The sequence below is a fragment of the Streptomyces sp. NPDC034670 genome (assembly GCF_055574875.1).
Genome location: NZ_JBVITR010000077.1, coordinates 1 through 22,766, shown reverse-complemented (window position 1 = coordinate 22,766; position 22,766 = coordinate 1). Strand labels below are relative to the sequence as shown.

Annotated in this window: 22 protein-coding genes; 7 read left to right on the top strand and 15 right to left on the bottom strand. The window is 74.4% G+C overall.

The window, feature by feature from the left end; all coding sequences use genetic code 11:
* On the bottom strand, positions 1 to 231 hold a 231-nt coding region (locus ACZ56B_RS30870; protein ID WP_468797734.1), incomplete at its 3' end, for a carboxyl transferase domain-containing protein.
* A gap of 136 nt (positions 232 to 367) precedes the next feature.
* Positions 368 to 1,954: an acyl-CoA mutase large subunit family protein gene (locus ACZ56B_RS30865; RefSeq protein ID WP_468797731.1), complete on the bottom strand. Its 1,587-nt coding sequence runs from the start codon at positions 1,952 to 1,954 to the stop codon at positions 368 to 370.
* Between the two features lie 100 nt (positions 1,955 to 2,054).
* On the opposite strand from ACZ56B_RS30865, the gene ACZ56B_RS30860 reads away from it, so the two are divergent.
* From ACZ56B_RS30860 to ACZ56B_RS30850, 3 genes are all read left to right on the top strand, one after another.
* Positions 2,055 to 2,741, top strand: coding sequence for a TetR/AcrR family transcriptional regulator (locus tag ACZ56B_RS30860; protein WP_468797728.1), 687 nt, complete (start codon positions 2,055 to 2,057; stop codon positions 2,739 to 2,741).
* Between the two features lie 333 nt (positions 2,742 to 3,074).
* Entirely contained in the window at positions 3,075 to 3,509 is a 435-nt protein-coding gene (locus ACZ56B_RS30855) for a MarR family winged helix-turn-helix transcriptional regulator (RefSeq protein WP_468797725.1), read from the top strand.
* 280 nt (positions 3,510 to 3,789) lie between these two features.
* Positions 3,790 to 4,212 carry a DUF6003 family protein gene (locus ACZ56B_RS30850; protein WP_468797722.1) on the top strand — a complete coding sequence of 141 codons (423 nt, stop codon included), beginning with the start codon at positions 3,790 to 3,792 and terminating at the stop codon, positions 4,210 to 4,212.
* Positions 4,213 to 4,422: 210 nt separating this feature from the next.
* On the opposite strand, the gene ACZ56B_RS30845 is transcribed toward ACZ56B_RS30850, so the two are convergent.
* The 9 genes from ACZ56B_RS30845 to sigJ all read right to left on the bottom strand — a co-directional run bounded on the left by ACZ56B_RS30845 (position 4,423) and on the right by sigJ (position 11,360).
* Positions 4,423 to 5,487, bottom strand: a complete 1,065-nt coding sequence (locus ACZ56B_RS30845) for an NAD(+)/NADH kinase (RefSeq protein ID WP_468797720.1) — start codon at positions 5,485 to 5,487, stop codon at positions 4,423 to 4,425.
* Between the two features lie 260 nt (positions 5,488 to 5,747).
* Positions 5,748 to 5,870, bottom strand: a complete 123-nt coding sequence (ykgO, locus tag ACZ56B_RS30840; protein WP_468797718.1) for a type B 50S ribosomal protein L36 — start codon at positions 5,868 to 5,870, stop codon at positions 5,748 to 5,750.
* A 60-nt stretch (positions 5,871 to 5,930) separates the two neighbouring features.
* The gene (gene rpmG / locus ACZ56B_RS30835) at positions 5,931 to 6,095 is read right to left on the bottom strand and encodes a 50S ribosomal protein L33 (protein ID WP_468797715.1); all 165 of its coding nucleotides are present in this window, start codon (positions 6,093 to 6,095) and stop codon (positions 5,931 to 5,933) included.
* A 539-nt stretch (positions 6,096 to 6,634) separates the two neighbouring features.
* Positions 6,635 to 7,462 carry an alpha/beta fold hydrolase gene (locus tag ACZ56B_RS30830; protein WP_468797712.1) on the bottom strand — a complete coding sequence of 276 codons (828 nt, stop codon included), beginning with the start codon at positions 7,460 to 7,462 and terminating at the stop codon, positions 6,635 to 6,637.
* 256 nt (positions 7,463 to 7,718) lie between these two features.
* Positions 7,719 to 8,093, bottom strand: a complete 375-nt coding sequence (gene crcB, locus ACZ56B_RS30825; RefSeq protein ID WP_468797709.1) for a fluoride efflux transporter CrcB — start codon at positions 8,091 to 8,093, stop codon at positions 7,719 to 7,721.
* Complete coding sequence (locus tag ACZ56B_RS30820; protein WP_468797706.1) at positions 8,090 to 8,386, bottom strand: hypothetical protein; 297 nt, start codon at positions 8,384 to 8,386, stop codon at positions 8,090 to 8,092. The genes crcB and ACZ56B_RS30820 overlap by 4 nt, the downstream gene beginning before the upstream one ends.
* Complete coding sequence (locus ACZ56B_RS30815) at positions 8,383 to 8,865, bottom strand: FluC/FEX family fluoride channel (RefSeq protein WP_468797704.1); 483 nt, start codon at positions 8,863 to 8,865, stop codon at positions 8,383 to 8,385. Before ACZ56B_RS30815 ends, ACZ56B_RS30820 begins: the two co-directional genes overlap by 4 nt.
* A gap of 192 nt (positions 8,866 to 9,057) precedes the next feature.
* Positions 9,058 to 10,257 (bottom strand): NAD(P)/FAD-dependent oxidoreductase, encoded by a 1,200-nt coding sequence (locus ACZ56B_RS30810; protein WP_468797701.1) that lies wholly within the window; start codon positions 10,255 to 10,257, stop codon positions 9,058 to 9,060.
* 158 nt (positions 10,258 to 10,415) lie between these two features.
* Positions 10,416 to 11,360 (bottom strand): RNA polymerase sigma factor SigJ, encoded by a 945-nt coding sequence (gene sigJ / locus ACZ56B_RS30805; RefSeq protein ID WP_468797698.1) that lies wholly within the window; start codon positions 11,358 to 11,360, stop codon positions 10,416 to 10,418.
* A 262-nt stretch (positions 11,361 to 11,622) separates the two neighbouring features.
* Between sigJ and ACZ56B_RS30800 the strand changes: the two genes are divergently transcribed.
* The gene (locus ACZ56B_RS30800) at positions 11,623 to 13,164 is read left to right on the top strand and encodes an extracellular catalytic domain type 1 short-chain-length polyhydroxyalkanoate depolymerase (RefSeq protein ID WP_468797695.1); all 1,542 of its coding nucleotides are present in this window, start codon (positions 11,623 to 11,625) and stop codon (positions 13,162 to 13,164) included.
* A 380-nt stretch (positions 13,165 to 13,544) separates the two neighbouring features.
* Here ACZ56B_RS30800 and ACZ56B_RS30795 read toward each other — a convergent pair whose 3' ends face one another.
* Positions 13,545 to 14,345, bottom strand: coding sequence for a GNAT family N-acetyltransferase (locus ACZ56B_RS30795; protein ID WP_468797692.1), 801 nt, complete (start codon positions 14,343 to 14,345; stop codon positions 13,545 to 13,547).
* A gap of 188 nt (positions 14,346 to 14,533) precedes the next feature.
* On the opposite strand from ACZ56B_RS30795, the gene ACZ56B_RS30790 reads away from it, so the two are divergent.
* Positions 14,534 to 15,478: an aldo/keto reductase gene (locus ACZ56B_RS30790; protein WP_468797689.1), complete on the top strand. Its 945-nt coding sequence runs from the start codon at positions 14,534 to 14,536 to the stop codon at positions 15,476 to 15,478.
* Positions 15,479 to 15,616: 138 nt separating this feature from the next.
* Here the strand turns inward: ACZ56B_RS30790 and ACZ56B_RS30785 are convergent, their stop codons facing one another.
* Positions 15,617 to 15,913 (bottom strand): STAS domain-containing protein, encoded by a 297-nt coding sequence (locus ACZ56B_RS30785; protein ID WP_468797686.1) that lies wholly within the window; start codon positions 15,911 to 15,913, stop codon positions 15,617 to 15,619.
* Positions 15,913 to 20,070 (bottom strand): SpoIIE family protein phosphatase, encoded by a 4,158-nt coding sequence (locus tag ACZ56B_RS30780; RefSeq protein WP_468797683.1) that lies wholly within the window; start codon positions 20,068 to 20,070, stop codon positions 15,913 to 15,915. The genes ACZ56B_RS30785 and ACZ56B_RS30780 overlap by 1 nt, the downstream gene beginning before the upstream one ends.
* 270 nt (positions 20,071 to 20,340) lie before the next feature.
* Between ACZ56B_RS30780 and ACZ56B_RS30775 the strand changes: the two genes are divergently transcribed.
* Both ACZ56B_RS30775 and ACZ56B_RS30770 read left to right on the top strand, forming a co-directional pair.
* Positions 20,341 to 21,657: a PP2C family protein-serine/threonine phosphatase gene (locus ACZ56B_RS30775; protein ID WP_468797680.1), complete on the top strand. Its 1,317-nt coding sequence runs from the start codon at positions 20,341 to 20,343 to the stop codon at positions 21,655 to 21,657.
* Complete coding sequence (locus tag ACZ56B_RS30770; protein WP_468797678.1) at positions 21,654 to 22,016, top strand: STAS domain-containing protein; 363 nt, start codon at positions 21,654 to 21,656, stop codon at positions 22,014 to 22,016. Before ACZ56B_RS30775 ends, ACZ56B_RS30770 begins: the two co-directional genes overlap by 4 nt.
* A 95-nt stretch (positions 22,017 to 22,111) precedes the next feature.
* Here the strand turns inward: ACZ56B_RS30770 and ACZ56B_RS30765 are convergent, their stop codons facing one another.
* Positions 22,112 to 22,573: an ATP-binding protein gene (locus ACZ56B_RS30765; protein ID WP_468797675.1), complete on the bottom strand. Its 462-nt coding sequence runs from the start codon at positions 22,571 to 22,573 to the stop codon at positions 22,112 to 22,114.
* Between the last annotated feature and the right edge of the window lie 193 nt (positions 22,574 to 22,766).

The following is a 22,766-nucleotide window of genomic DNA, read 5'->3' as shown; positions in this document are numbered from 1 at the left end:
GGCGGTGGAGCGGTGCCGGGCGAACTCGTCCAGCTCCACGAAGGAGTCCGCGTCCAGCAGCAGCGCGATCCGCTCCCGGGCCGTCAGCTTGCCCCGGGCGTGCTGCTTGTCCACCGCCCGCGCGGAACCGGCGTGCGTCGCCTCCTCGATCCGGCGCTGCAGGTCCGCGAGCTTGCCCGCGGTGGTGTGGAGGTCGGGCTGCTGCCCATCCGGCGTGGGCTGTGTGGTCACTGCTCGCTCCCGTCGTCGTCGAAGCGGTCGGCCGGTGTCGGACGCGGACGTGGCGGTTCGTGGGCCAGGACCATGGAAGGCCTCCGGAGTCGAGGGGTGAAGGGGCAGGGGGCGGGCCCGGGGGCGGCCGTCCCGGTCAGAAGGCGTCCTGGGGGACGTACACGCCCCAGACGTCGCGCAGGGCGTGGCAGACCTCGCCGACGGTGGCGCACAGCCGCAGGGCCTCACGCATCGGGGGCAGGACGTTGTCGGTGCCCCGGGCGGCCGTGCGCAGGGCGTCGAGGGCGCGTCCGACGGCGTCCTCGTCGCGTTCCTCGCGCAGGGCGGCGAGGCGTTCGCACTGGTCGGTCTCGATCTGCGGGTCGACGCGCAGCGGCTCGTACGGCTCCTCCTCGTCGAGGACGTACGCGTTGACACCGACCACGGTGCGTTCCCGGTGGTCGATCTCCTGCGCGATCCGGTAGGCGGAGCGTTCGATCTCGGACTTCTGGAAGCCCTGCTCGATCGCCGCGACGGCGCCGCCGCGCTCCTCGACGGCCCGGATCAGCTCCAGGGCCGCCTCCTCCAGGTCGTCGGTCATCGACTCCATGAAGTAGGAGCCGGCGAAGGGGTCGACGGTCTTGGTCACGTCGGTCTCGTGGGCGATGACCTGCTGGGTGCGCAGGGCCAGGCGCGCCGCCTTCTGGGTGGGCAGGGCGATGGCCTCGTCGTAGGAGTTGGTGTGCAGGGACTGCGTGCCGCCCAGGACCGCGCCCAGGCCCTGCAGGGCGACCCGGACGAGGTTGACCTCCGGCTGCTGCGCGGTCAGCTGCACCCCGGCGGTCTGGGTGTGGAAGCGCAGCATCTGCGACTTCGGGTTGCGGGCGCCGAACTCCTCGCGCATGACGCGCGCCCAGATGCGGCGGGCGGCGCGGAACTTCGCGATCTCCTCCAGCAGCGTGGTGCGGGCGACGAAGAAGAACGACAGGCGCGGAGCGAAGTCGTCGACGTCCAGGCCGGCGGCGATCGCGGTGCGCACGTACTCCTTGGCGTTGGCGAGGGTGAACGCGATCTCCTGCGCGGGCGTGGCTCCGGCCTCGGCCATGTGGTAGCCGGAGATGGAGATCGTGTTCCAGCGCGGCAGTTCCCGGTGGCAGTAGGCGAAGATGTCGCTGGTCAGCCGCAGGGACTGCTTCGGCGGGAAGATGTAGGTGCCGCGGGCGATGTACTCCTTGAGCACGTCGTTCTGGATCGTCCCGGTCAGCAGGCCGCCCGCGACGCCCTGCTCGGCCGCGACCAGCTGGTACAGCAGGAGCAGCGTCGAGGCCGGCGCGTTGATCGTCATGGACGTCGACACCTTGTCGAGCGGCAGGCCCCGGAACAGCGTGCGCATGTCCTCGATCGAGTCGATCGCCACGCCGACCTTGCCGACCTCGCCCCGGGCCAGGGGCTCGTCGGAGTCGTAGCCCATCTGCGTCGGCAGGTCGAAGGCCACGCTCAGGCCACCGGTGCCGGCGCCGACCAGCTCGTGGTAGCGCTCGTTGGACTCCTTCGCGGTGCCGAACCCGGCGTACTGCCGCATCGTCCACGGGCGCCCGGTGTACATCGACGGGTACACGCCGCGGGTGAACGGGAACCGCCCCGGGGTGCCCAGCGCGGCGTCCGCGTCGAAGTCCGTCAGGGCCCGGCCGTCGTAGACCGGCCGGACCGGCAGACCGGACTCGCTGCGTGCGAAGGAATCCACGTCGCTCTCCTCTGGTACCCAATCTCTTACGAACGGTACTCAGTACCATTCGGGTGGGCAAGTGGCCCCCGGGGGCCGACACGGGGGAGGATGGACGATCATGAGCAAGCCAGCCGCGCGAACCCGGCTCGCGGACGCCGCCTTCGCCCTGTTCGACGAGCGCGGATACGAGCAGACCACGGTCGACGACATCGCCGAACGGGCCGGCGTGGGCCGCACCACCTTCTTCCGGCACTACCGGTCCAAGGAAGACGTCATCTTCCCCGACCACGACCGGATGCTCGAGCAGATCCAGGACCGCCTGGCCACCTCCAGCCACGAGACCGCCCTGGCCGCCGTCTCCGACGCGGTCCGCCTGGTGCTGCTGCACTACCTCGCCGAGGGCGACCTCGCCCGCCGGCGGTACCGGCTCACCAGCAAGGTCGCCGCGCTCCGCGACCGTGAGATCGCCAGCGTGGCCCGCTACCAGCGCCTGTTCCGCGAGTTCATCGCCGACTGGATGGGAGACTCCACCGAGTCGGCCTCGCTCAGGGCCGAGCTGATGGCCGCGGCCGTGGTCGCGGCCCACAACCACGTGCTGCGCCGATGGCTCCGCGGCGAGTCCCCCGACCCCGTCGCGGAGGTCGACGAAGCGATGCGCGAGGTGCTCTCCCTGTTCCCGGGGCCCCGGTCCCGCCCGGAGGCCGGCGACGGGGGCACCACCGTGGTCGCCTTCCGGACCGGACAGGACCTCGACGCCCTGCTCCCCTCGCTGCGGCGCCTCGTCGAGGGGCAGGCCGGGCGGTGAGCGGCCGTCCCGGCCGTCGCCTCCCGTGCGCCGACGGGCCCTCCTGCTCCGGGGCGGCCTTCCCGGACGCGCAGGGGGCGTGACGGTTCGTCACCGGCCGGCGCGCAGGATGTCCGGAGCACGGAAGGTCCCCCGACCCCTCCCGCCACCGTCCGCGCGCACGTCGAGGAGGGGGCGGAAGGCGGGTCCCTCCGCGCCCGCACGGACGTCGGCCCCACCGGGGCGCGGGGCCCGGGGACAGCCGAGCGCGGCGTCCCGGCCGGAACTGGAGGCCGCCGCACGCCCGCGTTACAGTCAAACTGAAACGTTCCGCGCGTGAGGGTGTGAGGAGCCATGACCGCCCAGCCCCGGGCCACCAGTGCGGCCCTCCTGCTCACCGTCCTCGGACGACGGGTGCGCGAGGACATCGAGCGGGCCCTCGGGCCCACCGGCCACACGCTGCGCCACCTGTCCGCCCTCGATCACCTCGAGCGCGAACCCGGAATGTCCTACAGCGAGTTGGGGAGGCGCAGCGGTGTCACCGCGCAGAGCGCCCAGGCGACCGTCCGCCAGCTGGAGGAGCGCGGGGCCGTCGAGCGCCGCACGGTCCCCGGGCGAGGCCTCACCGCCGAACTCCACCTCACCGCCGCCGGCGAGGACCTGCTCGAAGCCGGACGGAACGCCTGCGCCCACGCGGACGCCGTCCTGGAGCGCGTCCTCGGGGAACGGACGCACCGGGACCTCACCGCGGCCCTCCTCTCGGCCCTCTCCGGCTACCCCGGAAGGTGAGGACGCCTCACCTCGTGCGGTCGGGCGTCCCCCTCCCTCCCGGGCCGGACTCGGACGAAGGCGCTCCGTCCGGTGACGCCTTTCCGACGATCAACGTGTCCGTCTCCCTGGTCCCCTCGGGGGATGGGGCCCTTCTTCCACGCTCGTCCCGCGGGATGCACGGGCGGGAGGCGGGCTCCGCGGCGGTGAGGCGCGCGGGTGACGGGGAGGTCGTGAGACGGCCGATGACGGGTACAGGGGGTGCCGTCAGGACAAGACCTTCTCCCGTGAGGAACCGAGGATGACCGATGACGCCTATCTCGTCCTGCTGAACGGCACGGACGTGACGCTCGGCGTGCCGCCCGCGGCCGTCGGAGAACTGGCCTGCATGGAGACCCCCGCGGTCCGGGCGTGGCTGCACGCGCAGGGTGTCACCGCGACGTCCCCCGCCCTCCGGCTGCTGCCGCCGGAGGAGACGGCGGCCGTCCCCGACGACGCCGAGCGGCTGCCCGTCCCCCTCGGTGAGGAGGAGCTGAGCCGGGTGCGCCACCATGCCGCACCGCACGGCGTCGCCCGGCTGGAGGAGGAACTGCTGGCCTACCGTTCCTGCACGGACGGCAAGGACGCGCTGCTCACCCGAGCCCTGGCCGCCGGGGTGCCGGCGCACCGCATCGCGGAACTGACCGGTGAGGACCTGGCCGTCGTCAAGGCGCTCGCGCACTGACACCGGCACCGGCACCGGCCGGAGCCGCACGGCGGCCCGGCCGCCTGCCGCGGCGGTGCCACCGCCGGAACGCCGGCGCCGGGCCCGGGTGCTGCGGCGGCACGGGGGCGGTCCGTCCGGCGGGGAGCGGGCCGTCTTCGGCGGCACGGTACGGGGCCCCGGCGGCACGGTGCGGGACGGGAGCGTGGTGCGCGCCGGCCGGGCCCCGTGTCACCCGGCTGCGGCCGGGCCGCCCGGCAGGGCGAGGTGCGCCAGGTCTCCCGGCGGCGGGCCGCTCTCCGGCCAGAGCGGCGCGGGCATCCCGTCGGCCACCGCGGCGGGCGCGTCGGTGAGGTTCATGCGGTCACGGAGACGGCCGTAGAAGTCCATCGGGCCGAGCCGGGCGACCCGCAGCCTGCGCGGCGCCGCGTACACGCCGATCCAGTCCCCGGGGCCGATCACGCCGCGGACCTGGCCGTCGATGCTGACGGCGGCGCGGCCCGGGCGTTCGAGCACCCGCAGCCCGACGGGCTCGTCCGGGGCGGCCACGACCGAGCGGTTGAACGCCATGTGCGGCGCGACCGGTGTGAACACCAGCGTCTCGGCACGCGGCGAGACCACGGGGCCGCCCGCGGCGAAGCTGTAGGCGGTCGAGCCCGTCGGCGTGGCCACCAGGAGCGCGTCGGCGGAGTACGAGGCCAGCAGCCGCCCCGCGACGTAGACCCCGACCGAGACCTGCCGGTCCCTGGCGAGCTTCTCCAGCACCACGTCGTTGAGGGCGGTCACGTCCAGCGGGACGCCCCACTCGCCGCCCGTCTCGCAGTCGGGGCGCACGCTCGTGGGGGGCAGGAGCGGGCCCCGGCCGTACCTCATGAGCGCCTCGATGTCCGAGGGCACCTCCAGGCGGCGCGAGGCGCGCATGGTCAGCAGCATGCGCCGCTCCACGTCGAGCCGGTCCTCGCGCACGGCGTCCAGCGCCGCACGCACCTCGCTCATGGGCACCTCCGTCAGGAAGCCCACCCGGCCGAGGTCGACCCCGAGCACCAGTGCGTCGACGGAGGCGGCGAGCCGGGCCCCGCGCAGGAAGGTGCCGTCTCCGCCGAGGGTGACGATGAGGTCGGGACCACCCGCCGCCGTCATCTCCTGCCGGGCGCTGTGCCGTCCGCCGTCGCTCCACACGTCGATGTCCCTGCAGGCGACGGCGTGCTCGGCACACCACGCCCGGACCGTGCGAGCGGCCTCCGCGGCTTCGGGGCGTCCGCCGTGCACGACCATGCCGACCCGGTCCACCGTCATCTCCGCCTCCCGCACGTCCGTCCGTACCGGGCGGCCGCCGGCCCGGCTGCCGCCCGGCGCCCGTCGCCCCCGCCCGCTCACCGGTGTTCCGCGCGGACGGCAGCCGGGACGTGGACGCGGCGCTCCCTCCATCCTGACCGCACGGCGGTGCGCGGGACACCGCGCCACGCCGCCGCGGCCGGCCCGCCGCCCCGCCGGCACGACGGACGGCCCGGCACCGCGAGCGCGGTGCCGGGCCGTCCGGTGGGCGAGGCGGCCCGTCAGCCCTGACGGGCCTTGAACCGCGGGTTCCTCTTGTTGATCACGAACGTCACGCCCCGCCGGCGCACCACCTGGGCGCCGGGCACGGCCTTCAACGAGCGCAGGGACCTGCGCACCTTCATCTCGGTCTCCTCACGCGGGAGGGAAGGGGGTGCTCCGCCGCCGGGCGGCGGAGGCGGGTCTCACCGGTCCTCGCGGAAGAGGACGTGCCCGCCGGCGACCGGGTCGTACTTCCGCAGGACCAGCCGGTCGGGGTCGTTCAGACGGTTCTTGCGGGTCACGTAGGTGACTCCGGTACCGGCCGTCGACTTCAGCCTGACGACCGGCCGCGCGGTACCGCGTGCCATGGGGTGCTCCTTCCGCCACCGCCCGAGCCTGTTGACTCGAACATGTCAGCATGGTGTGCAACAGCGCCGGGGAACGCCGTATTCCGGCGGTTCCCCTTCGGTGTTCCAGCGGGGTGCGTGAGCGTGGAGGGCGGTCGCCTGCGCGGCGGAGGGCTCTGCGGCTCCGTCCGGACGATCGTCCCCGCGGGCGGTGGTGGTGAGGCCCGGGGACACCGTCCCCTCCACGGCCACGGTCCCGTCAACACGCCCCCTCCCGCGGTTGTTCCCGGGCCCCGTCGCCACCGAGGGCGCACCGCTTGTGCGCGGCCGCCCGCCGCGGACCGTGCGCGGCGGGTGCGGGCCCGGCCCGTGGCGCGCCGCCCGGGCCGGGCCCGCCGCCCCGGCCCTCCGCGGCTCGGCGCGGGGCGGCCCCGCCGGCGGGCGGGCCGGTCCCGCCGGACCCCTCGGCGCCCCCTCGGACAGGTGGCGCGCGCCGGTGCCCCTGGACACCGGGAGATGGCCGTCGCGGCGGGCGCGCACGCCGCTCCCCCGGCGCTCCCTCAGGCGCGTGCGAAGTCGAGCAGGTCGGTGTTGAACCTCTCCGCGAACGCGGGAACCATGGACAGCCCGTGCGGGGCACCCGGATAGACCTTGTAGGTCGCGTCCTCGACCAGCTTCGAGGACTTCTCGCCCGACGCCACGATGGGGACGATCTGGTCGTCGTCGCCGTGGACGATCAGCGTGGGGACGTCGATCTTCTTGAGGTCCTCGGTGAGGTCGGTCTCGGAGAACGCCTTGACGCAGTCGTGGGCCCCCTTGATCCCGACGGTCATCGACCAGAGCCAGAACGCGTCGCGGGTGCCCTGCGAGACGGTGGATCCCTCGCGGTTCGCTCCGTAGAAGCTCGCGCTGAGGTCCTGGTAGAACTGGGAGCGGTCCTTCAGGACCCCTTCCCGGATCCCGTCGAACACCTCGATCGGAAGGCCCTCGGGGTTCGCCTCGGTCCTGAGCATGAGCGGGGGGATCGCGCCGAGCAGGACGGCCTTGGCGACACGGGAGGAACCGTGCCGGCCGATGTAGCGGGTGACCTCGCCGCCACCGGTGGAGTGCCCCACCAGGACGATGTCCCTGAGGTCCAGGGCCTCGATGACCGACGCCAGGTCGTCGGCGTACGTGTCCAGGTCGTTCCCGTCCCAGGGCTGGCCGGAGCGCCCGCCTCCGCGGCGGTCGTGGGCGACGGCCCGGAAACCGTTGTCCGCCATCAGCTTGAGCTGGGGGTCCCACGCGTCGGCGGTGAGCGGCCAGCCGTGGGAGAAGACGACCGGCCGGCCCGATCCCCAGTCCTTGTAGAAGATCTGCGTGCCGTCCTGTGCGGTGGCGAAGGGCATGGTGCGTTCCTTTCACGCCGGGGCGGGGTCGCGGGGGAGGCGTTCGTTGTCCGGCCGGTACGGGGACGTCACGCCGCGCGGCGGCGGCGGACGCGCGGAAGACGGGAGTGCGGCACGAACCCGTGCGAAACGCCTCTTCCAGGGTGACGGGGGTCCGCTTCCGCGGCAACCGTGTGCCCCGGCCCCCGGTCCCGCACGGCCCGCGGCCACGGGACCGGGGGCCGGGGCCGCCGGGCGGATCGGCGCGGCCCGCCGCTCACCCCCACAGGGCCCGGGCGAGGGCGGCTCCGGTGAACGCGGCGCCCAGGCCGGCGACGACACCGGCGACGACGTTGACGGCGGCGAGGAGCCGCGCCCCGGACTCGGCCAGCCGCATCGTCTCGTAGGAGAACGTCGAGTAGGTGGTCAGGGCCCCGCACAGTCCGGTGCCGACGAGCAGGTGCACGGAGTGGGGGGCCGCGCCGTGGGCGACCGCGCCGGACAACGTCCCCAGGATCAGGCAGCCGGTGACGTTGACGGCGAAGGTGCCCCAGGGGAAGACGGTGTCGTGGCGGGCCCGCAGGGCCCGGTCGGTGAGGTGGCGCAGGGGCGCGCCGACCATGGCGCCGACGATGACGAGCATCCAGTTCACCGCTCGTCCCCTCCGCCCCGTCCGACGGCGGGGGCGCCCCCGGCCGGGCGGGGCCGGGGCCGCGGGAGGACGGTCCCGCGACCGTCCGGGACGGCCGGGCTCCCGGTGGCCGGTTCGCCGAGCCGGTGCGGGAGGGCCCGGACGCGTTCCTCGCCGTCGGCGACGATCGCCCCGGCGGGTTCCGCCCCGCAGGCGCGGTGGGCGGTCCCGCCGCGGGGCGGCCGGTGGTGGAAGGCGCCGTTCCCCCCGGGGAGGAGCGGCACGCGCGGGGCGGTGCCGCGCGGTCGGGTCATCGCCGCCTCCGGGAGATCACGCGGCGGGTGGCGGCGGCAGCGACCCACACCGCGACGAGGGCGGCCGTCGCCGTGAGCGCCAGGTGGACGAGGGCGGTGCGGACACGGCCGGTGTGGACGAGGTGCTGGATGTCGACGGCGTAGGCGGAGAAGGTGGTGAAGCCGCCCAGCACCCCGGTGCCGAAGAACGGCCGCACCAGCCGGTGGGGGTCCCGCACCTCGCCGAGGATCACCATGAAGGAGCCGATCACCGCGCACCCGGCGGTGTTCACGGCCAGCGTGGCCCACGGAAAGGCACCCGGGGCGGCGGGCCACAGCAGCAGGACTCCGTAGCGGGCGGCCGCGCCGATCGCACCGCCGGCCGCGACGACGGCGACGACCGGGGCCTGCTCGCGCCATGTCCCGCGACGCCGGGCGGGCGCCGTCAGCGCGCCGTCCGGACCGGTCCGGTCCGTGGCCTGGTCACCGGGGGCCGTCACGCACGTCTCCTACTCGCCGGGCACCCGCACACGGGTGCGCACGATCGCAAGCAGGGACCGTCGGCGGCGTCCGTGCCGCGGTTCGGGTACGGCGGGCCCCACCGCCGTGCGGCAACCGCACCCGGGCCGCCGCCGGTGACGAGGATACCGGTGGCCCGGCCGTCCCCGGCGGGGGCGTCCGCCCGGCGTGCGTCAGGCCGCCGTCCCGACGGCCGGGGCCGTCCGGGCCGCCTCCCGCAGGACGCGGCGGCGGCGGACCGGCAGGCCGAGGGTCGGGTGGGCCACGCCCCAGGCCGCGCCCTTGCAGACCAGTTCCTTGTAGAGGGCGGCGAGCCGGCCGGTCAGGGCCGCGCCGACGGCCCGGTCGTCGGCGGTGACGTACTGGATCAGGCCCTCCCCGCGGCCCAGCGAGACGCACTGGTTGACGTAGCGGATCGGTACGTCCGGGAGCCTGCCGCCGGTCAGCCGTGCCGCGATGGCGTCGGCGGCCTGCCAGGCGGCGGGGACGCCCGAGGCGCACGACATCCGCAGCGGCTTGTCGCTGGGGCCCGTCGCCAGGGCCGCGTCGCCGACGGCGTACACGTCGGGGTGCGAGACCGAGCGCATGGTCGTGTCGACCACGATCCGGCCCGCGCCGGTGGTCTCCAGGGTGGTGGCCCGCGCGAGGGGGTGCGCCGCGAAGCCCGCGGCCCACACGGTGACCGCGGCCGGGAGGGTCTCGCCGTCGGCGGTGGTGACGCGGTCGGCCTCGACGCCGGTGACGGAGGTGTGCTCGTGCACGGTGACGCGGAGCCCGCCGAGCACCTTCCGCAGGTGCCGGCGGCCCCTGTCCGAGAGCCAGTCGCCGAGGCCGCCGCGGACGGCGAGGGAGACCGCGAGGTCCGGGCGGGCCTCGGCGATCTCGGCCGCGGCCTCCAGGCCGGTCAGGCCGCCGCCGACGACGAGGACGGGCCGTCCTGCCCCCAGGCCGGCCAGGCGCTCGCGCAGTCGGAGCGCCCCGGGCCGGCTCGCCACCTCGTGGGCGTGCTCGGCGGCTCCGGGGACGCCCCGCTCGTCCCAGCCGCTGCCGAGGGCGTACACGAGGGTGTCGTACTCCAGTTCCCCGGTGCCGCCGTCCGCGTCGACGACGGTGACGACCCTGCGGTCGGCATCGACGCCGGTGACCTCCGCGAGCCTCAGTTCGACGCCGGTGCCCGCGAACATCTCGCCGAGGGGCCGGGGCCTGAGGTCCTGGCCGGTCGCGAGCTGGTGCATCCGGACGCGCTCGACGAAGTCGGGCTCGGCGTTGACGAGGGTGAGGGCGACGTCGTCAGGGTGCAGCCGCCTGGCGAGGCGCCCGGCCACGACGGCTCCGGTGTATCCGGCGCCGAGGACGATGATGCGGTGCTGCATGGTCTTGCTCCTGTCTGCGCGGGCCAGCCCTTCGCGGGGTGCGGTTCACCCCTTGAACCGGACGGCGCGCCGTTTCCTGACAGGAACGCGATGTGATGCAGGTCACACCGGCCTCAAGGGGGCGGCCCGCGGCGGAGGCGGAGCCGCCCCTCTCGGGGTCAGAACGCGTGGAACAGGGGTTCCCCGTGGTCGGCGGCCGCCCACGTCCGGGTCGCGCGGCGCAGCTTGTCGGGGTTGACCTGGTTGCGGAACGCGGCGATGCCCTCGCGCGTGACGTCCGGGCACATGACGCCGACGACCCGGCCGTCGACGACCGCCACGACGGCGGGGCCGCCGTTGGCGCTGCTCAGGTGGACCTCGGGCGAGCCGCCGACCAGGGCGCGCTTGGACCGTGCGGGCCGGAACAGACCCCGCATGAACTTCGCGACCGCGAGGGCGCCCTCGAACGGCTTGGCGCGGGCCGGGACCTTGCCGCCGCCGTCGCCGACCGCGACGGCGTCGGCGGTCAGCAGCCGCACGAGCGGCTCGGTCCTGCCGCCGGCGGCGGCCGTGAGGAACTCCTCGACGACCCGCCGGGCGGCGGCCTCGTCGACCTCGGTGCGGACCCGGCCGCGGGCGAGGTGCTTCTTGGCGCGGTGGAGGATCTGCTGGCTGGCGGCCTCGGTGAGGTCGAGGATCCCGGCGATCTCCCGGTGCGAGTGGTCGAAGGCCTCCCGCAGCACGTACACCGCCCGCTCGTTGGGGGACAGCCGCTCCATGAGGGTGAGGACCGCGTACGAGAGCGACTCGCGCTGCTCGGCGGTTTCGGCCGGGCCGAGCATCGGGTCCCCGTCGAGCAGCGGCTCGGGAAGCCACTGGCCCACGTAGGTCTCGCGCCGCGCGCGGGCCGAGGCGAGCTGGTTGAGGCACAGGTGGGTGAGCACCTTCGTCAGCCAGGCCTCGAGGACCTCGATGCGCTCGGCGTCGGCGGCCTGCCAGCGCAGGAAGGTCTCCTGCACGGCGTCCTCGGCATCGCCGGCGGAGCCGAGGAGGCGGTAGGCGATGGCCTCCAGGCGGGGCCTGGCGGCCTCGAACCGGTCCACGTCCTTCAGGGGCGGTGGCATGGCCCGGATCCTAACCGGGGGACGCGCGGGGCGCCGGGTGCTTCCCGGGTCCCGCGGCCGGAGACGCCGGCCGGCGTCCGGATAGCAGAGGACGCCGGGCCGCACAACCCGTCCGCGGGCACGTCACGCCGGGCGGGCTGTGGTGCCTCGCGCCATACCGTCGCACGCCGGACCGCCCCTACGGTGCCGGGCACCGGACCGCCCCCGGTGCCCCGTACCGGCGAAGCGGCCCGGTCCCCCCACGACACCCGAGGGAGCCGCCATGCAGTCACCGCCGCCACGGGGAGCCGCCCCGCCGTCCCGCGTCCCGTCCGCACCCCCGCCCGCCGGCCCGTCGCCCCGCCCGGCGGGACGCCCGTGGCTCGCCCTGTCGTCCCGCCTGGCGGCCGTCGTGGCCCTGGTGCTCGGGGCGGTCCTGACCGGTCCGGCGCCGGCCGCGCACGCGACGGCCGACCTGACCCGGATCGGCGACTTCGGCGCCAATCCGGGCCGGCTGGACATGTACGTCCACCGGCCCGCGTCCCTGCCCCCGGACCCGGCGGTGGTGTTCGCGCTGCACGGTTGCACGCAGAACGCCCAGGGCTACGCCGACCACTCCGGCCTGCCCGAACTCGCCGACCGGCACGGGTTCCTGGTGGTGTTCGCGCAGACCACGTCCTCGAACAACCCCAACAAGTGCTTCAACTGGTTCCAGCCCGGCGACAACCGCAGGGACCGGGGCGAGGCCGCCTCCCTCCGCCAGATGGCCGCGCACGCCGTCTCCGCCCTCGGCGCGGACCCCCGGCGGACCTACGTCACCGGCCTGTCCGCCGGGGGCGCCATGACGTCGGTGCTGCTCGCCGCCTACCCGGACGTCTTCCGGGCCGGCGCGGTCGTCGCGGGGCTGCCCTACGGCTGCGCCGACGACGTCCTCGACGCGTACGCGTGCATGAGTCCCGGAACCGACCTCACCCCGGCCCAGTGGGCCGAGCGGGTCCGCGCCGCCCACCCCTCGTGGTCCGGCCCGTGGCCGCGCGTGGCCGTCTGGCACGGCGACCGGGACACCACCGTCGTCCCGCGCAACGCCGACGAACTCCGCGACCAGTGGACCGCGTTGCACGGCCTGTCCCGGACGCCGAGCCGTACCTCGGTCATCGGCCCGAACGCCACCCGGCACGAGGAGTACCTGGCCGGGGACGGCTCGGTGGCCGTCGAGGTGAACCGCGTCCCGGGCATCGGGCACGGCACTCCGGTCGACCCGGGCGGCGGCGCCCAGCAGTGCGGCAGCGCCGGAGCCGCGTACTTCCCGGACTCGATCTGCTCCAGTTACTGGATCACGCGGTTCTTCGGCCTGGAGGGGTCCGGCTCCCAGCCCGGTCCGCTGCCCGCCCCGACCGGCCTGGCCGCCACCGGTGCCACCGACACCTCCGTCAGCCTGAGGTGGGACCCGGTCGACGGGGCCGCCGCCGGCTACGCCGTCCACCGGGACGGCGTCCCGGTCGCGACGTCCGACTCGCCGTCGTACACCGACACCGGGCTGTCCGCGGGCTCCTCCCACACCTACGCGGTGGCCGCCCGCGACGCCGACGGCAGGACGGGACGGTTCTCCGACGCGGTCACCGTACGGACCACCGGCGCCACGGCCGTCTGCTGGACCGCCACCAACTACGCCCACGTCCGGGCGGGACGCGCCACGACCGGCGGCGGCCGCGCCTACGCCGTGGGCTCCGGGCAGGACATGGGTCTGTACACCGTCTTCGTCACCCGCACCCTGAAGGAGTCGCCCGCCGGCCACTTCACCCTGGCGGACGGAGCCTGCCCCTGAGGGAGGGCCGGATCCGGCGGCCGTTCCCGGCGGGAGGACCCGCCGGGAACGGCACCGCCCCACCGCTTCGAGCCGGGGCCGGCCGCACCCCTCCCCCGCACCGCATGCGGGGTGCCGCCGGCCGCGCGAAGTCCGCTGGGGCGGACAGCGGTTGAAGGCCGAGGGCGATGTGACCAACGGATCGTCGGAGTGCGCTATGCTTGATCTTGAACTGGTCACCGGAACACCCGGTTGCCGGTCACGCGTCGGTGGTCCAAGGAAAGACGCCCCGCTTCCTGCGGGGAGATGCAGGTGCGAGGCCTGCCCGGCGCTCGGATGTGAGCCCCGTCCCGGACGTCCGGGACGGGGCTCGCGCGTTGCCGGGCCCGCCGCCCGCCACGTCAGTCCTTCAGCGCGTAGAAGCGCATCGGGGAGTTCGGCTCGAAGCCGATCCGCGGGTACACGGGCGCCCCGGCGGCGGTCGCGTGCAGGGTGGCCCGGGTCGCTCCGGTGCCCCGGGCGCCCTCGTGCAGTGCCTTTCGCGTCACCACCTCCGCGTAACCCCGGCGCTGCCACCGCGGGTCGGTGGCGACGAGCAGGACGAACAGGCGGCCCCGCGCCTCCACCGTGGCGGCGCAGGTCACGGGGGTGCCGTCCCGTACCCCCAGGTAGGCGTACACCTGCTCCTTCCACAGCGCGGAGCGGGCGAGACCGTCGCGGCCGTCCTCCGACGGGAACCCGTAGGCGCGCGAGTTGAGGTCCGCGAAGGCCCGCAGGTGTTCGTCGGTGGTGACGCGCACGAACGTCAGGTCGGGGTGGGCCGGTTCGGGGACGGGCAGCAGGTCCCCCGCCATGCCCGTGCCGGGGAAGGCGTGCACGAGACCGGCCCGCCCGGCCGCCGCCTCGAGGTCCGCTCGCGCCCCGTGGCTGAGGAGGTCCTCGAAGACCCACAGGAACCCCGGACGCTCCTTCGACCGCATGATCCCCGCCGCCTCGTGCAGCCGCTGCTCCACGAGTCCGGCGTCCGCGCCGACGTCGGTCAGCGCGACGCAGTTCCAGAAGGCGAACCGGCAGTCGGCCCAGCGGACGGCGATGCCCGGAAGATCGCGGACATCCGCGTCCGGATCCCGGTCGAGCACCATGACCCGCCAGACGGAGGCGAGTTGTTCCATCGATTCGATCGAGTCCGCGAGATCGCGCATGGGACACCCCTCGATTCGCCGGTGTGCGGAAGCCCTCCGGGCAGTACACACCTTTCGCGCCCGCAGGGCTCGCCCATCCCGTTCCCGCGACCCCGTGTCCCGTGCCGACCGGCTCGCGGCAACCGGGTGCGCGCCCCTCGCGGCCGCCCGCGGAATGAAACGCTCCGGCGTGGTTGTTGACGCCCGGCATGACTTCCGCACGCACACTGGGCACGTCCGGCCTCGAGGTCTTCCCGCTCGCTCTCGGCGGCAACGTCTTCGGCTGGACCGCCGACGAGGCGCACTCCTTCGCCGTCCTGGACGCGTACACGGCCGCCGGCGGCAACTTCGTCGACACCGCCGACTCCTACTCGGCGTGGGCCGAGGGCAACCGGGGCGGCGAGTCCGAGACGATCATCGGCAAGTGGCTCAGGGAACGCGGCAACCGCTCCGAGGTGGTCATCGCCACCAAGGTCAGCCAGCACCCCGGGTTCCAGGGCCTGACGGCCGCCACCATCAAGGCCGCCGCCGACGCCTCCCTGCGGCGCCTGGGCACCGACCACATCGACCTGTACTACACCCACTACGACAAGCCGGAGGTGCCGGTCGAGGAGATCATCGGCACGCTGGACGAGCTGGTGAGGGCGGGCAAGGTCCGCCACATCGCCGCCTCCAACATCTCCGCCGAGCGCCTGCGCGCCTCCCTGGACTTCTCCGAACGCGAAGGGCTGGCCCGCTACGTGGCGCTCCAGCCCCACTACAACCTGGTCTCGCGCGCCACCTACGAGGGTGAGCTGCGGCGCGTCGCCGAGCGGTCCGGCCTCGCCGCCGTCCCGTACTACGCGCTGGCCTCCGGTTTCCTCACCGGCAAGTACCGGCCGGGCACCACGGTGGAGAGCGTGCGGGCGCAGGGCGCCGCCCGGCACCTGCGGACCGAGCGGGGGCGCAGGGTCCTCGCCGCCCTCGACGAGGTCGCCCGGGCCCACGGCGCCGAGGTCGCCTCCGTGGCCCTCGCCTGGCTCGCGGCCCAGCCCACGGTCGCCGCGCCGATCGCCTCCGCCAGGACGACCGAACAGCTCCCGGCCCTGCTGAAGGGGGTGGAGCTGCGGCTGACGGACGACGAGCTCACCGGGCTCACCGAAGCCTCCGCCTGACGGGCCCCGCGTCCTCCCGGGCGCCGGTGGCCGGCCCTCCCGCCGCGGAGGCCGGCGCGGGATGCCGGTCCGCCGCCGGCCGCCGGGTCCGCCGCCCGTCCCGGCCCCGGGCGTCCGCGGAGGCGGCCGAGGGCGCCGTCAGGGGGTGTCGAGGCCGTGGACCGTGGTCAGCTCGGCGAGTCCGGAGATCTCGAGCACCGGCGCCAGGAGCGGCGTGGCGATGATCTCGATGCGCTCGGTGTGGCGGAAGAGAACGCTCAGACCGGCGCTGTCGAGGTACTCGACGGCGGTCAGGTCGAGGACGAGCGGCCCCTCGGTGGTCTCGAGGGCCGCGGCCAGGGCGTCGGTGTTGCTCATGTCGATCTCGCCGGCCACCGTCAACTGGGCCGTGCCGTCGGGCCGTCGACCGGGAGTAAGGGTGAGAAGGGTGGTCATCAGGCAATCCTCGTGTGCATGTCGACGGTGGTGCCGGCCGCGCCGGAAGTGATGGTGACCTGCTGCATCAGAGCGCGCATCAGCGCAACGCCACGGCCCCGGTGGGTGTTGAGCTCGGGCTGGGGCGTCTTCCACCGTCCGGAGTCGGCGATGGTCAGGTGCAGATCGTCGACCCGGGCCTCGGCACGGAGCCGGACCGGGTCGCCGGGGGTGTCCCGATGCCCGTGTTCGATGGCGTTGGCACAGGCCTCGCCTGCCGCCACCAGGACGTTCTGGACGGTGTGCGGGGGCAGTTCGCACTGGTCGAGCCAACTGCGCAGGGCCTTGCGGACCGGGGCGAGCTGGGAGGACTCGGCGGGGAAGGCCATCTCCAGCGGCGCCGGGTGCCGGTAGAGCAGCAGCGCCACGTCGTCGTCGTAGCCGTCGACGGGGGCGAGCCGGGTCATGACCTGGGTGGCGAGGTCGTCGACAGCGGTGTCGCGGCCGGCCTGCACGGCTTCGCCGGCCTGGTCTATGCCCGCCGTCAGCGGGCGTCGCCTGCGTTCCACGAGGCCGTCGGTGTACAGCAGGAGCGTGGCGCGGGCCGGCACGGTGCAGCTGCCCTCGGGGCGGTCCCGGCCGGGACGCACGGCCAGCGGTACGGACCGGCCCTCGTCGAGGAGCCGGGTGGTGCCGTCGGAGTGGGCGAGGATGCCCGGCGGGTGTCCCGCGCTGGAGTAGGTGAGCAGGCCGGTGTCGGGGTCGAGGACACCGCAGAAGACCGTGGTGCACCGCGCGCCGGGAATGCCGGCGGCGAAGTGGTCCAGGGCCATCAGAGTCTGGGCGGGACTGGAGTCCTGGAGCAGCAGGGCGCGGCAGGCGCTGCGCAGCTGCCCCATGACGGTGGCGGCCTCCAGGCCCCGTCCGACGCAGTCCCCCACGACGATGCCGATGCGGCCGTCGGGCAGGGGGATGGTGTCGTACCAGTCGCCGCCGACCTCCAGGGGCTGGGTGGCGGGTTCGTAGCGGACGGCGAAGCCCTCGGGGAGCTCGGCCGGTCCGAGGATGGCGCGCTGCAGGGCGAGGGCCGTCTCGCGCTGCTGGTCGATCTGGTGGGCGCGGGCCAGCCCCTGGGCGAGCTGGCCGGCCAGCAGGGACAGCAGCAGCTGGTCCTCACCGGTGAACGGGCGCTGTTCCCCGAGGTCGATCCACACCACCATGGGGCCCTCGGGGTGGTTGACCGTGATGCCGGCCCCGGCGGTGTCGTCGTGGGGGGTGAGGAGGGACCGGTCGAACCAGGCGGTGAGCTTGTCGCGGCGTTCGGCGGGCAGGTCCTCCCAGCGCAGCCCGGCGTCGGTGGCCGTCACGGACGGCGGCCCGTCGGGGGTGGAGACGGCGGCGAGCACGCGGTCGGCGCGCCAGAGGTTCCTCAGCTCCGCCAGGGCCCCGGCGAGGGCCTCCGGCAGGCTGGTGGCCTGGGTCAGCCGCATGCTCAGGGCCGCCTGCGCGCTCTTGCGCTGGACGGCGTAGTGCTCGGCGGTGACGTCGCGGAAGGTGCCGACGGTCACCTTGCGTCCGGTGTCCGGGTCCTGCGCCTGGTTGAAGGTGGCCGTCACCCACAGCCGGTGCCCGTCGCGGTGGGTGACGGGGATGGTGTAGGAACCCTTGGGATCGTTCAGCACCTGGGCGAAGGCGTCCTCGACCTGGCGGTGCGCGTCGGGATCGGTCTCGGCGTCCGGCCACCAGGGATGGATCGGCTGGTAGGGCAGGCCCTCGGGGGTGTAGCCGAGGATGTCGGTGAAGGCCGTGTTGATCTCGACGACGGCACCGGCCTCGTCGCAGACGAAGAACGCCTCCTGCAGCGAGTCGACCAGCGCGGCGCGCCAGCGCGCCTGGTGGTTGCGCAGCCGGGCCAGTTCGACGTTGGCCCGCACCCGGGCGAGCAGTTCGGCCGCGGCGAACGGCTTGACGAGGTAGTCGTCGGCGCCGGCCTGGAGGCCCTCGATGGACGCCTCCTGTCCGGCCCGGGCGGACAGCAGCACCACCGGCACCGAGGCGGTCCGCGGATCGCCGCGCAGCGCCGCCACGAGTCCGAGGCCGTCGAGGCCGGGCATCATGACGTCGCTGATCACCAGGTCGGGCGCGTCGGCGCGGACGGCCTGCAGCGCCTCCCGGCCGTCCTTGACGGTGTCCACCTGGTACCCGGCGCCGTCCAGGAGGCGGGCGAGGTACTCGCGCATGTCGGCGTTGTCGTCGGCGACCAGCAGGCGCGCGGGGACGGCGTGCCCGGAGGCATGGTCCGACGCCTCGGCGGCCGTCGCCGGGGAACGCGTCTCGGCGACGGCCTCCTCCGGCAGCCAGCGCAGTGCCTCCTGCACGTAGCGGTCCGCGGTGGACACCCCGTGGTCGTCCTCGGCGGGCGCGAGGGCGTCGGGGGGCAGGTGGGCCGCGCCGAACGGCAGACGGATGGTGAAGCGGGTGCCCTCGCCCTCGGTGCTGTCGGCGGTGATCGTGCCGCCGTGCAGGCCGATCAGCTCCTTGACCAGGGCCAGTCCGATGCCGCTGCCCTCGTTGGAGCGGGAGCGGGCGTTCTCGATGCGGTGGAACCGTTCGAACAGCCGCGGCATCTCCTCCGGGGAGACACCGACGCCGGTGTCGGTGACGGTGACCACGGCGTGCCCGTCCCGGGCCCGGACGGTGACGCCGATCGAGCCGTCGAAGGTGAACTTCAGCGCGTTGCTGAGCAGGTTCAGGATCACCTTCTCCCACATCCCGCGGTCGACGTACACCCGCTCCGGGAGCGGGGGGCAGTCGATGCGGAAGTCCAGGCCGGCCTTGTCGACGGCGGACCGGAAGACACTGGCCAGGTCGGCGGTGACCTGGGGCAGGTCGACCGGCTCGTAGCGCGCCTGCATCCGGCCGGCCTCGATGCGGGAGAAGTCCAGCAGGGAGTTGACCAGCTTGCCCAGGCGCAGCCCGTTGCGGTGGATGATCTCCAGTTCCTCCCGCACGCGGGCGTCGGCCCCCGCCAGCCGGGTGCGCAGTTCCTCCACGGGCCCCATGATCAGGGTGAGGGGGGTGCGGAACTCGTGGCTGATGTTGGAGAAGAAGGTGGTCTTGGCCCGGTCCAGCTCGGCCAGTTCCTCGGCCCGCCGCTGCTGCGCCTCGTGGCTGCGGGCGCTGGCGATCCCCGCCGCGAGGTGACCCGCGGTCAGTTCGAGGAAGCCCTGGTAGGCGTCGTCCAGGGCCCGGTAGCGGTTCAGTCCGGCCACCAGGAACCCGTAGGGCGTGCCGCCCTGCTGCAGGAGCGGCAGCACCAGCGCCTGCACGGGCGGCTCCGGCCACTCCCCGGCCGGCAGGCCGGTGAACGGGGCGCCGTCGAGCGGCATCAGTACGGGCTGCCCCTGTGCCAGCGCCTCCACGGGCCACACGCCGGAGCCGCCGGCCGGCACGGCGGCGGGGGCGGCCGGGTGCCCCTCGGGCAGTCCGGTGGTGCCCGCCAGGTGCGCGGAGCCGTCGGGGTCGAGCAGGTAGGTCAGCGTGAAGGGCAGGTCCCGCTGGTTGCGGCTCAACTGCTGGGCGGCGAACGCCAGCACCTCCTGCTCGGTGCGGACCACGCTGGGGTCGGAGCCGAGGTCGCGCAGGGTCGTCATCCGGCGTTCGCCGATGACGCGCTCGGTCTCCTCGATGACCACGCAGAGCATGCCGACCACCGCGCCGGAGTCGTCGCGCAGCGGGCTGTAGCTGAAGGTGTGGTAGCTCTCCTCCGTGTAACCGGACCGTTCCAGGAACAGGAGCAGCCCCTCGTCCCAGGTCGCCTCTCCCGTGGTCAGCACGGTGTCGATCCGCGGGCCGATGTCCCCCCAGATCTCCTTCCACACCTCGCTCGCCGGCCGCCCCAGCGCCCACGGGTACTTGCTGCCCAGCGTGTCGCGCCGGTAGGCGGCGTTGCAGAAGAAGGTCAGCTCCGGTCCCCACGCCATCCACATCGAGAACCGGGACGACAGCAGGATGCTCACCGCGGTCTGCAGGCTCTGCGGCCACTGGTCCGGCGGGCCCAGCGGAGTCGCCGCCCAGTCCACCGCGGCAAGGTCCCGGCCGATCTCCTCGTCGGCGGCGAACACGTCCGCCCCGGCCGTTGCCACGAGCTCGCGCGCAGCGTCTTGCGACCGCTCCACTGGCCACCCTTTCGTCCGTGCCCACCAGATCGTCGAGCCGACCACGCCCGGGGCCGGCTCGACTCCGCCCCGCCCCTGTCCAGGGGTCGCCGCCGTCCGGAGCGGCCGTGAAAGAAGGTACCCGGACTGCCGCGCGTCACCGTCTTCGCCGGCGCCCCCCGGGGGGTCACCTCTCCGACTGCCGCGACTTCGTAGGATAAGCCAGCCGACCGGGCACCACTGCGCGGGTGGGCAAGAGCGGACACGGGACCGAGGAGCGGGGAAGAGAAGATGACGGCAAGTCCTGTGCAGGCTTCCCCGGCGCGGTCGGCCGACGAGGAGAGACGGCTGGCCGCCGTCCGCCGCTACCAGGTCCTGGACACCCCTTCCGACAAGACGTTCGACAGGATCGCGGTCCTGGCCGCCCGCATCTTCGACGTGCCCATGGCCACCGTGGCGATCGTGGACAGCGACCGGGTGTGGTTCAAGGCCACCCACGGGCTGACCGGCGTCAGCCAGATCGAACGCCGTCCGGACCTGTGCGCCTCCGCCCTCCTGCACGACGCGCCCTGTGTGGTGACCGACGCCCGCGCCCTCGCCGATCCCCTCTTCGAGGGGGACCCCGGTGTCCGCTTCTACGCCGCCGCGCCCATCACCACGTCCGACGGCCAGCGCCTGGGGACGGTCAACGTCCTGGACACCCGGCCGCGCACCCCCACCGAAACCCAGCTCGAAGCCCTCCAGGACCTGGCGGCACTGGTCATGGACGAACTGGAGCTGCGCCTGTCGGCCATACGCACGGTCACCGCCGAACGCGACCGGCGCGCCGAGGCCGAACGCCTCACCCGGACCCTGCAGCGCACCCTGCTGCCCCCGGCGCTGCCCACCGTCCCCGGCCTGCACGCGGCAGCCGCCTACCACACGGCCTCACCGCACGAGGTGGGCGGTGACTTCTACGACCTGTTCCCCCTGGACGACGGCAGGTGGGCGTTCTTCCTGGGCGACGTGTGCGGCAAGGGAGCGGACGCCGCGGCACTGACCTCGCTGACCCGGTACACCCTGCGCGCCGCCGCCATCTACGACCCCGACCCCTGTGCCGCCCTGACCAACCTCGACGCCGTCCTCAAGGGCGAGTACCAGGGCAGCGCCCCCCGCTACTGCACCGCGGTCTTCGGCGTCCTGCAGCCCCTGCCCGACGGCTGCTTCGACGTCACGCTGGCCGGCGGCGGTCATCCCTCCGCCCTCGCCCTGCGCGCGGACGGGACCGTGCAGCCGATCACCACCGCGGGCGGCCAGCTCGTCGGTATGCTGCCCGACCCCCAGTTCGTCCAGACCACCACCCGCCTGTCGCCGGGCGACGGCCTGCTGCTGTACACCGACGGCCTCACCGAAGCACGTACGGCCGACGGCTCGATGCTCGACGAGACCGGCCTCACCCGCTACCTGGCCTCGGCCACCGCCCCCGTCACGGACGATCCGGCGGCCGGTCTGCTCCAGACCGTCGAGGCCCTCCTGAGCGACCTCGGCGAGGGTGTCAGCGACGACACCGCGCTCCTCGCCCTGTCCGTACCCGCACGCTCCAAGAACCGCACCCAGGAGAACCGGTGACCGACCCCGACCGCCTCTTGACCGTCACACCCCGCCAGACCCCCTCGGGCCCCTACGTCCTGGAGGTGGCGGGTGAACTCGACCACCACACCGCCCATTCCCTGGCCCGGGCCGTCGACGAAGCCCCGTTCGACGACCACGACGTGGTCCTCGACCTGTCCGGGCTGACCTACTGCGACTCCACGGGCATCACGGTGCTCATCACCGCCTACCACAGGTCGCAGGCCGCCGGCTCGTCCCTCAGCCTGGCGGGTGTCCGCCCCGACCAGATGCGCGTCTTCCAAGTGGTCGGCCTCGACCAGGTCTTCACCTTCCACCCCAGCGCCGAAGCGGCCCTCTCCTCCCTGCGGGACGGATGACACCGGCGCGGACGGGACTCCGACCGCCGCTCCCGGACTCCTTACGTCTCCCCCGGGCCGCAGGGGCCGGGCGGCGCCCCTCCGGCGAGCCGGAGTCAGCCGCTCAGGGCGATGCGCGCGGTGATGCGCTTCCCGGCCGGTTCGCGCCGGACGTCGACGTCCCGGCACAGGGCGAGGACGATCTCCAGACCGTGCTGTCCGACCCGGCCGGGGTCCGCGGGCTTCGGTGACGGCAGGGCCGTGCCACCGTCCCGGACGGTGACGGCCACCGTGTCCGCCTCCAGGGCCAACGACAGCTCCACGGGGTCCGCACCGTACTTGACCGCGTTGGTGATCAACTCGCTCACCACCAACTGCACGGCGTGCACCGTGCCGTCGGACAGCGTTCCCGCCCGGCCTTCACGCAGCACGGCCAGGTACTCGGCCGCGAAGCGGCGCGCGTCGGCGATGCGGAAGGCGCCCCGTTCGAAACGTACCGCGCGGCCTTCCGGGCCGGCCACGGCCGGTGCGGGCCCGGTGGACGCCCCGCCCGGCCCGGCGTCGTGTATGCCTCCCAACAGTCAAGCAACTCCCCGTGATGCACGGCACACCGACGCGCGCCGCGTGATCAGAACATCGGCCGTCCCTACAGTAGTGTCCGTTCCCCGCGCCCTGCGCGCCGCCGTGCGCCGCGCCCCGCGCGGGTGCGCTCCTCGTCCGCTCCCGTCTCAGTCGGTGGTGAGCATGCCCGCCCGCAGCCGCTTCAGGATG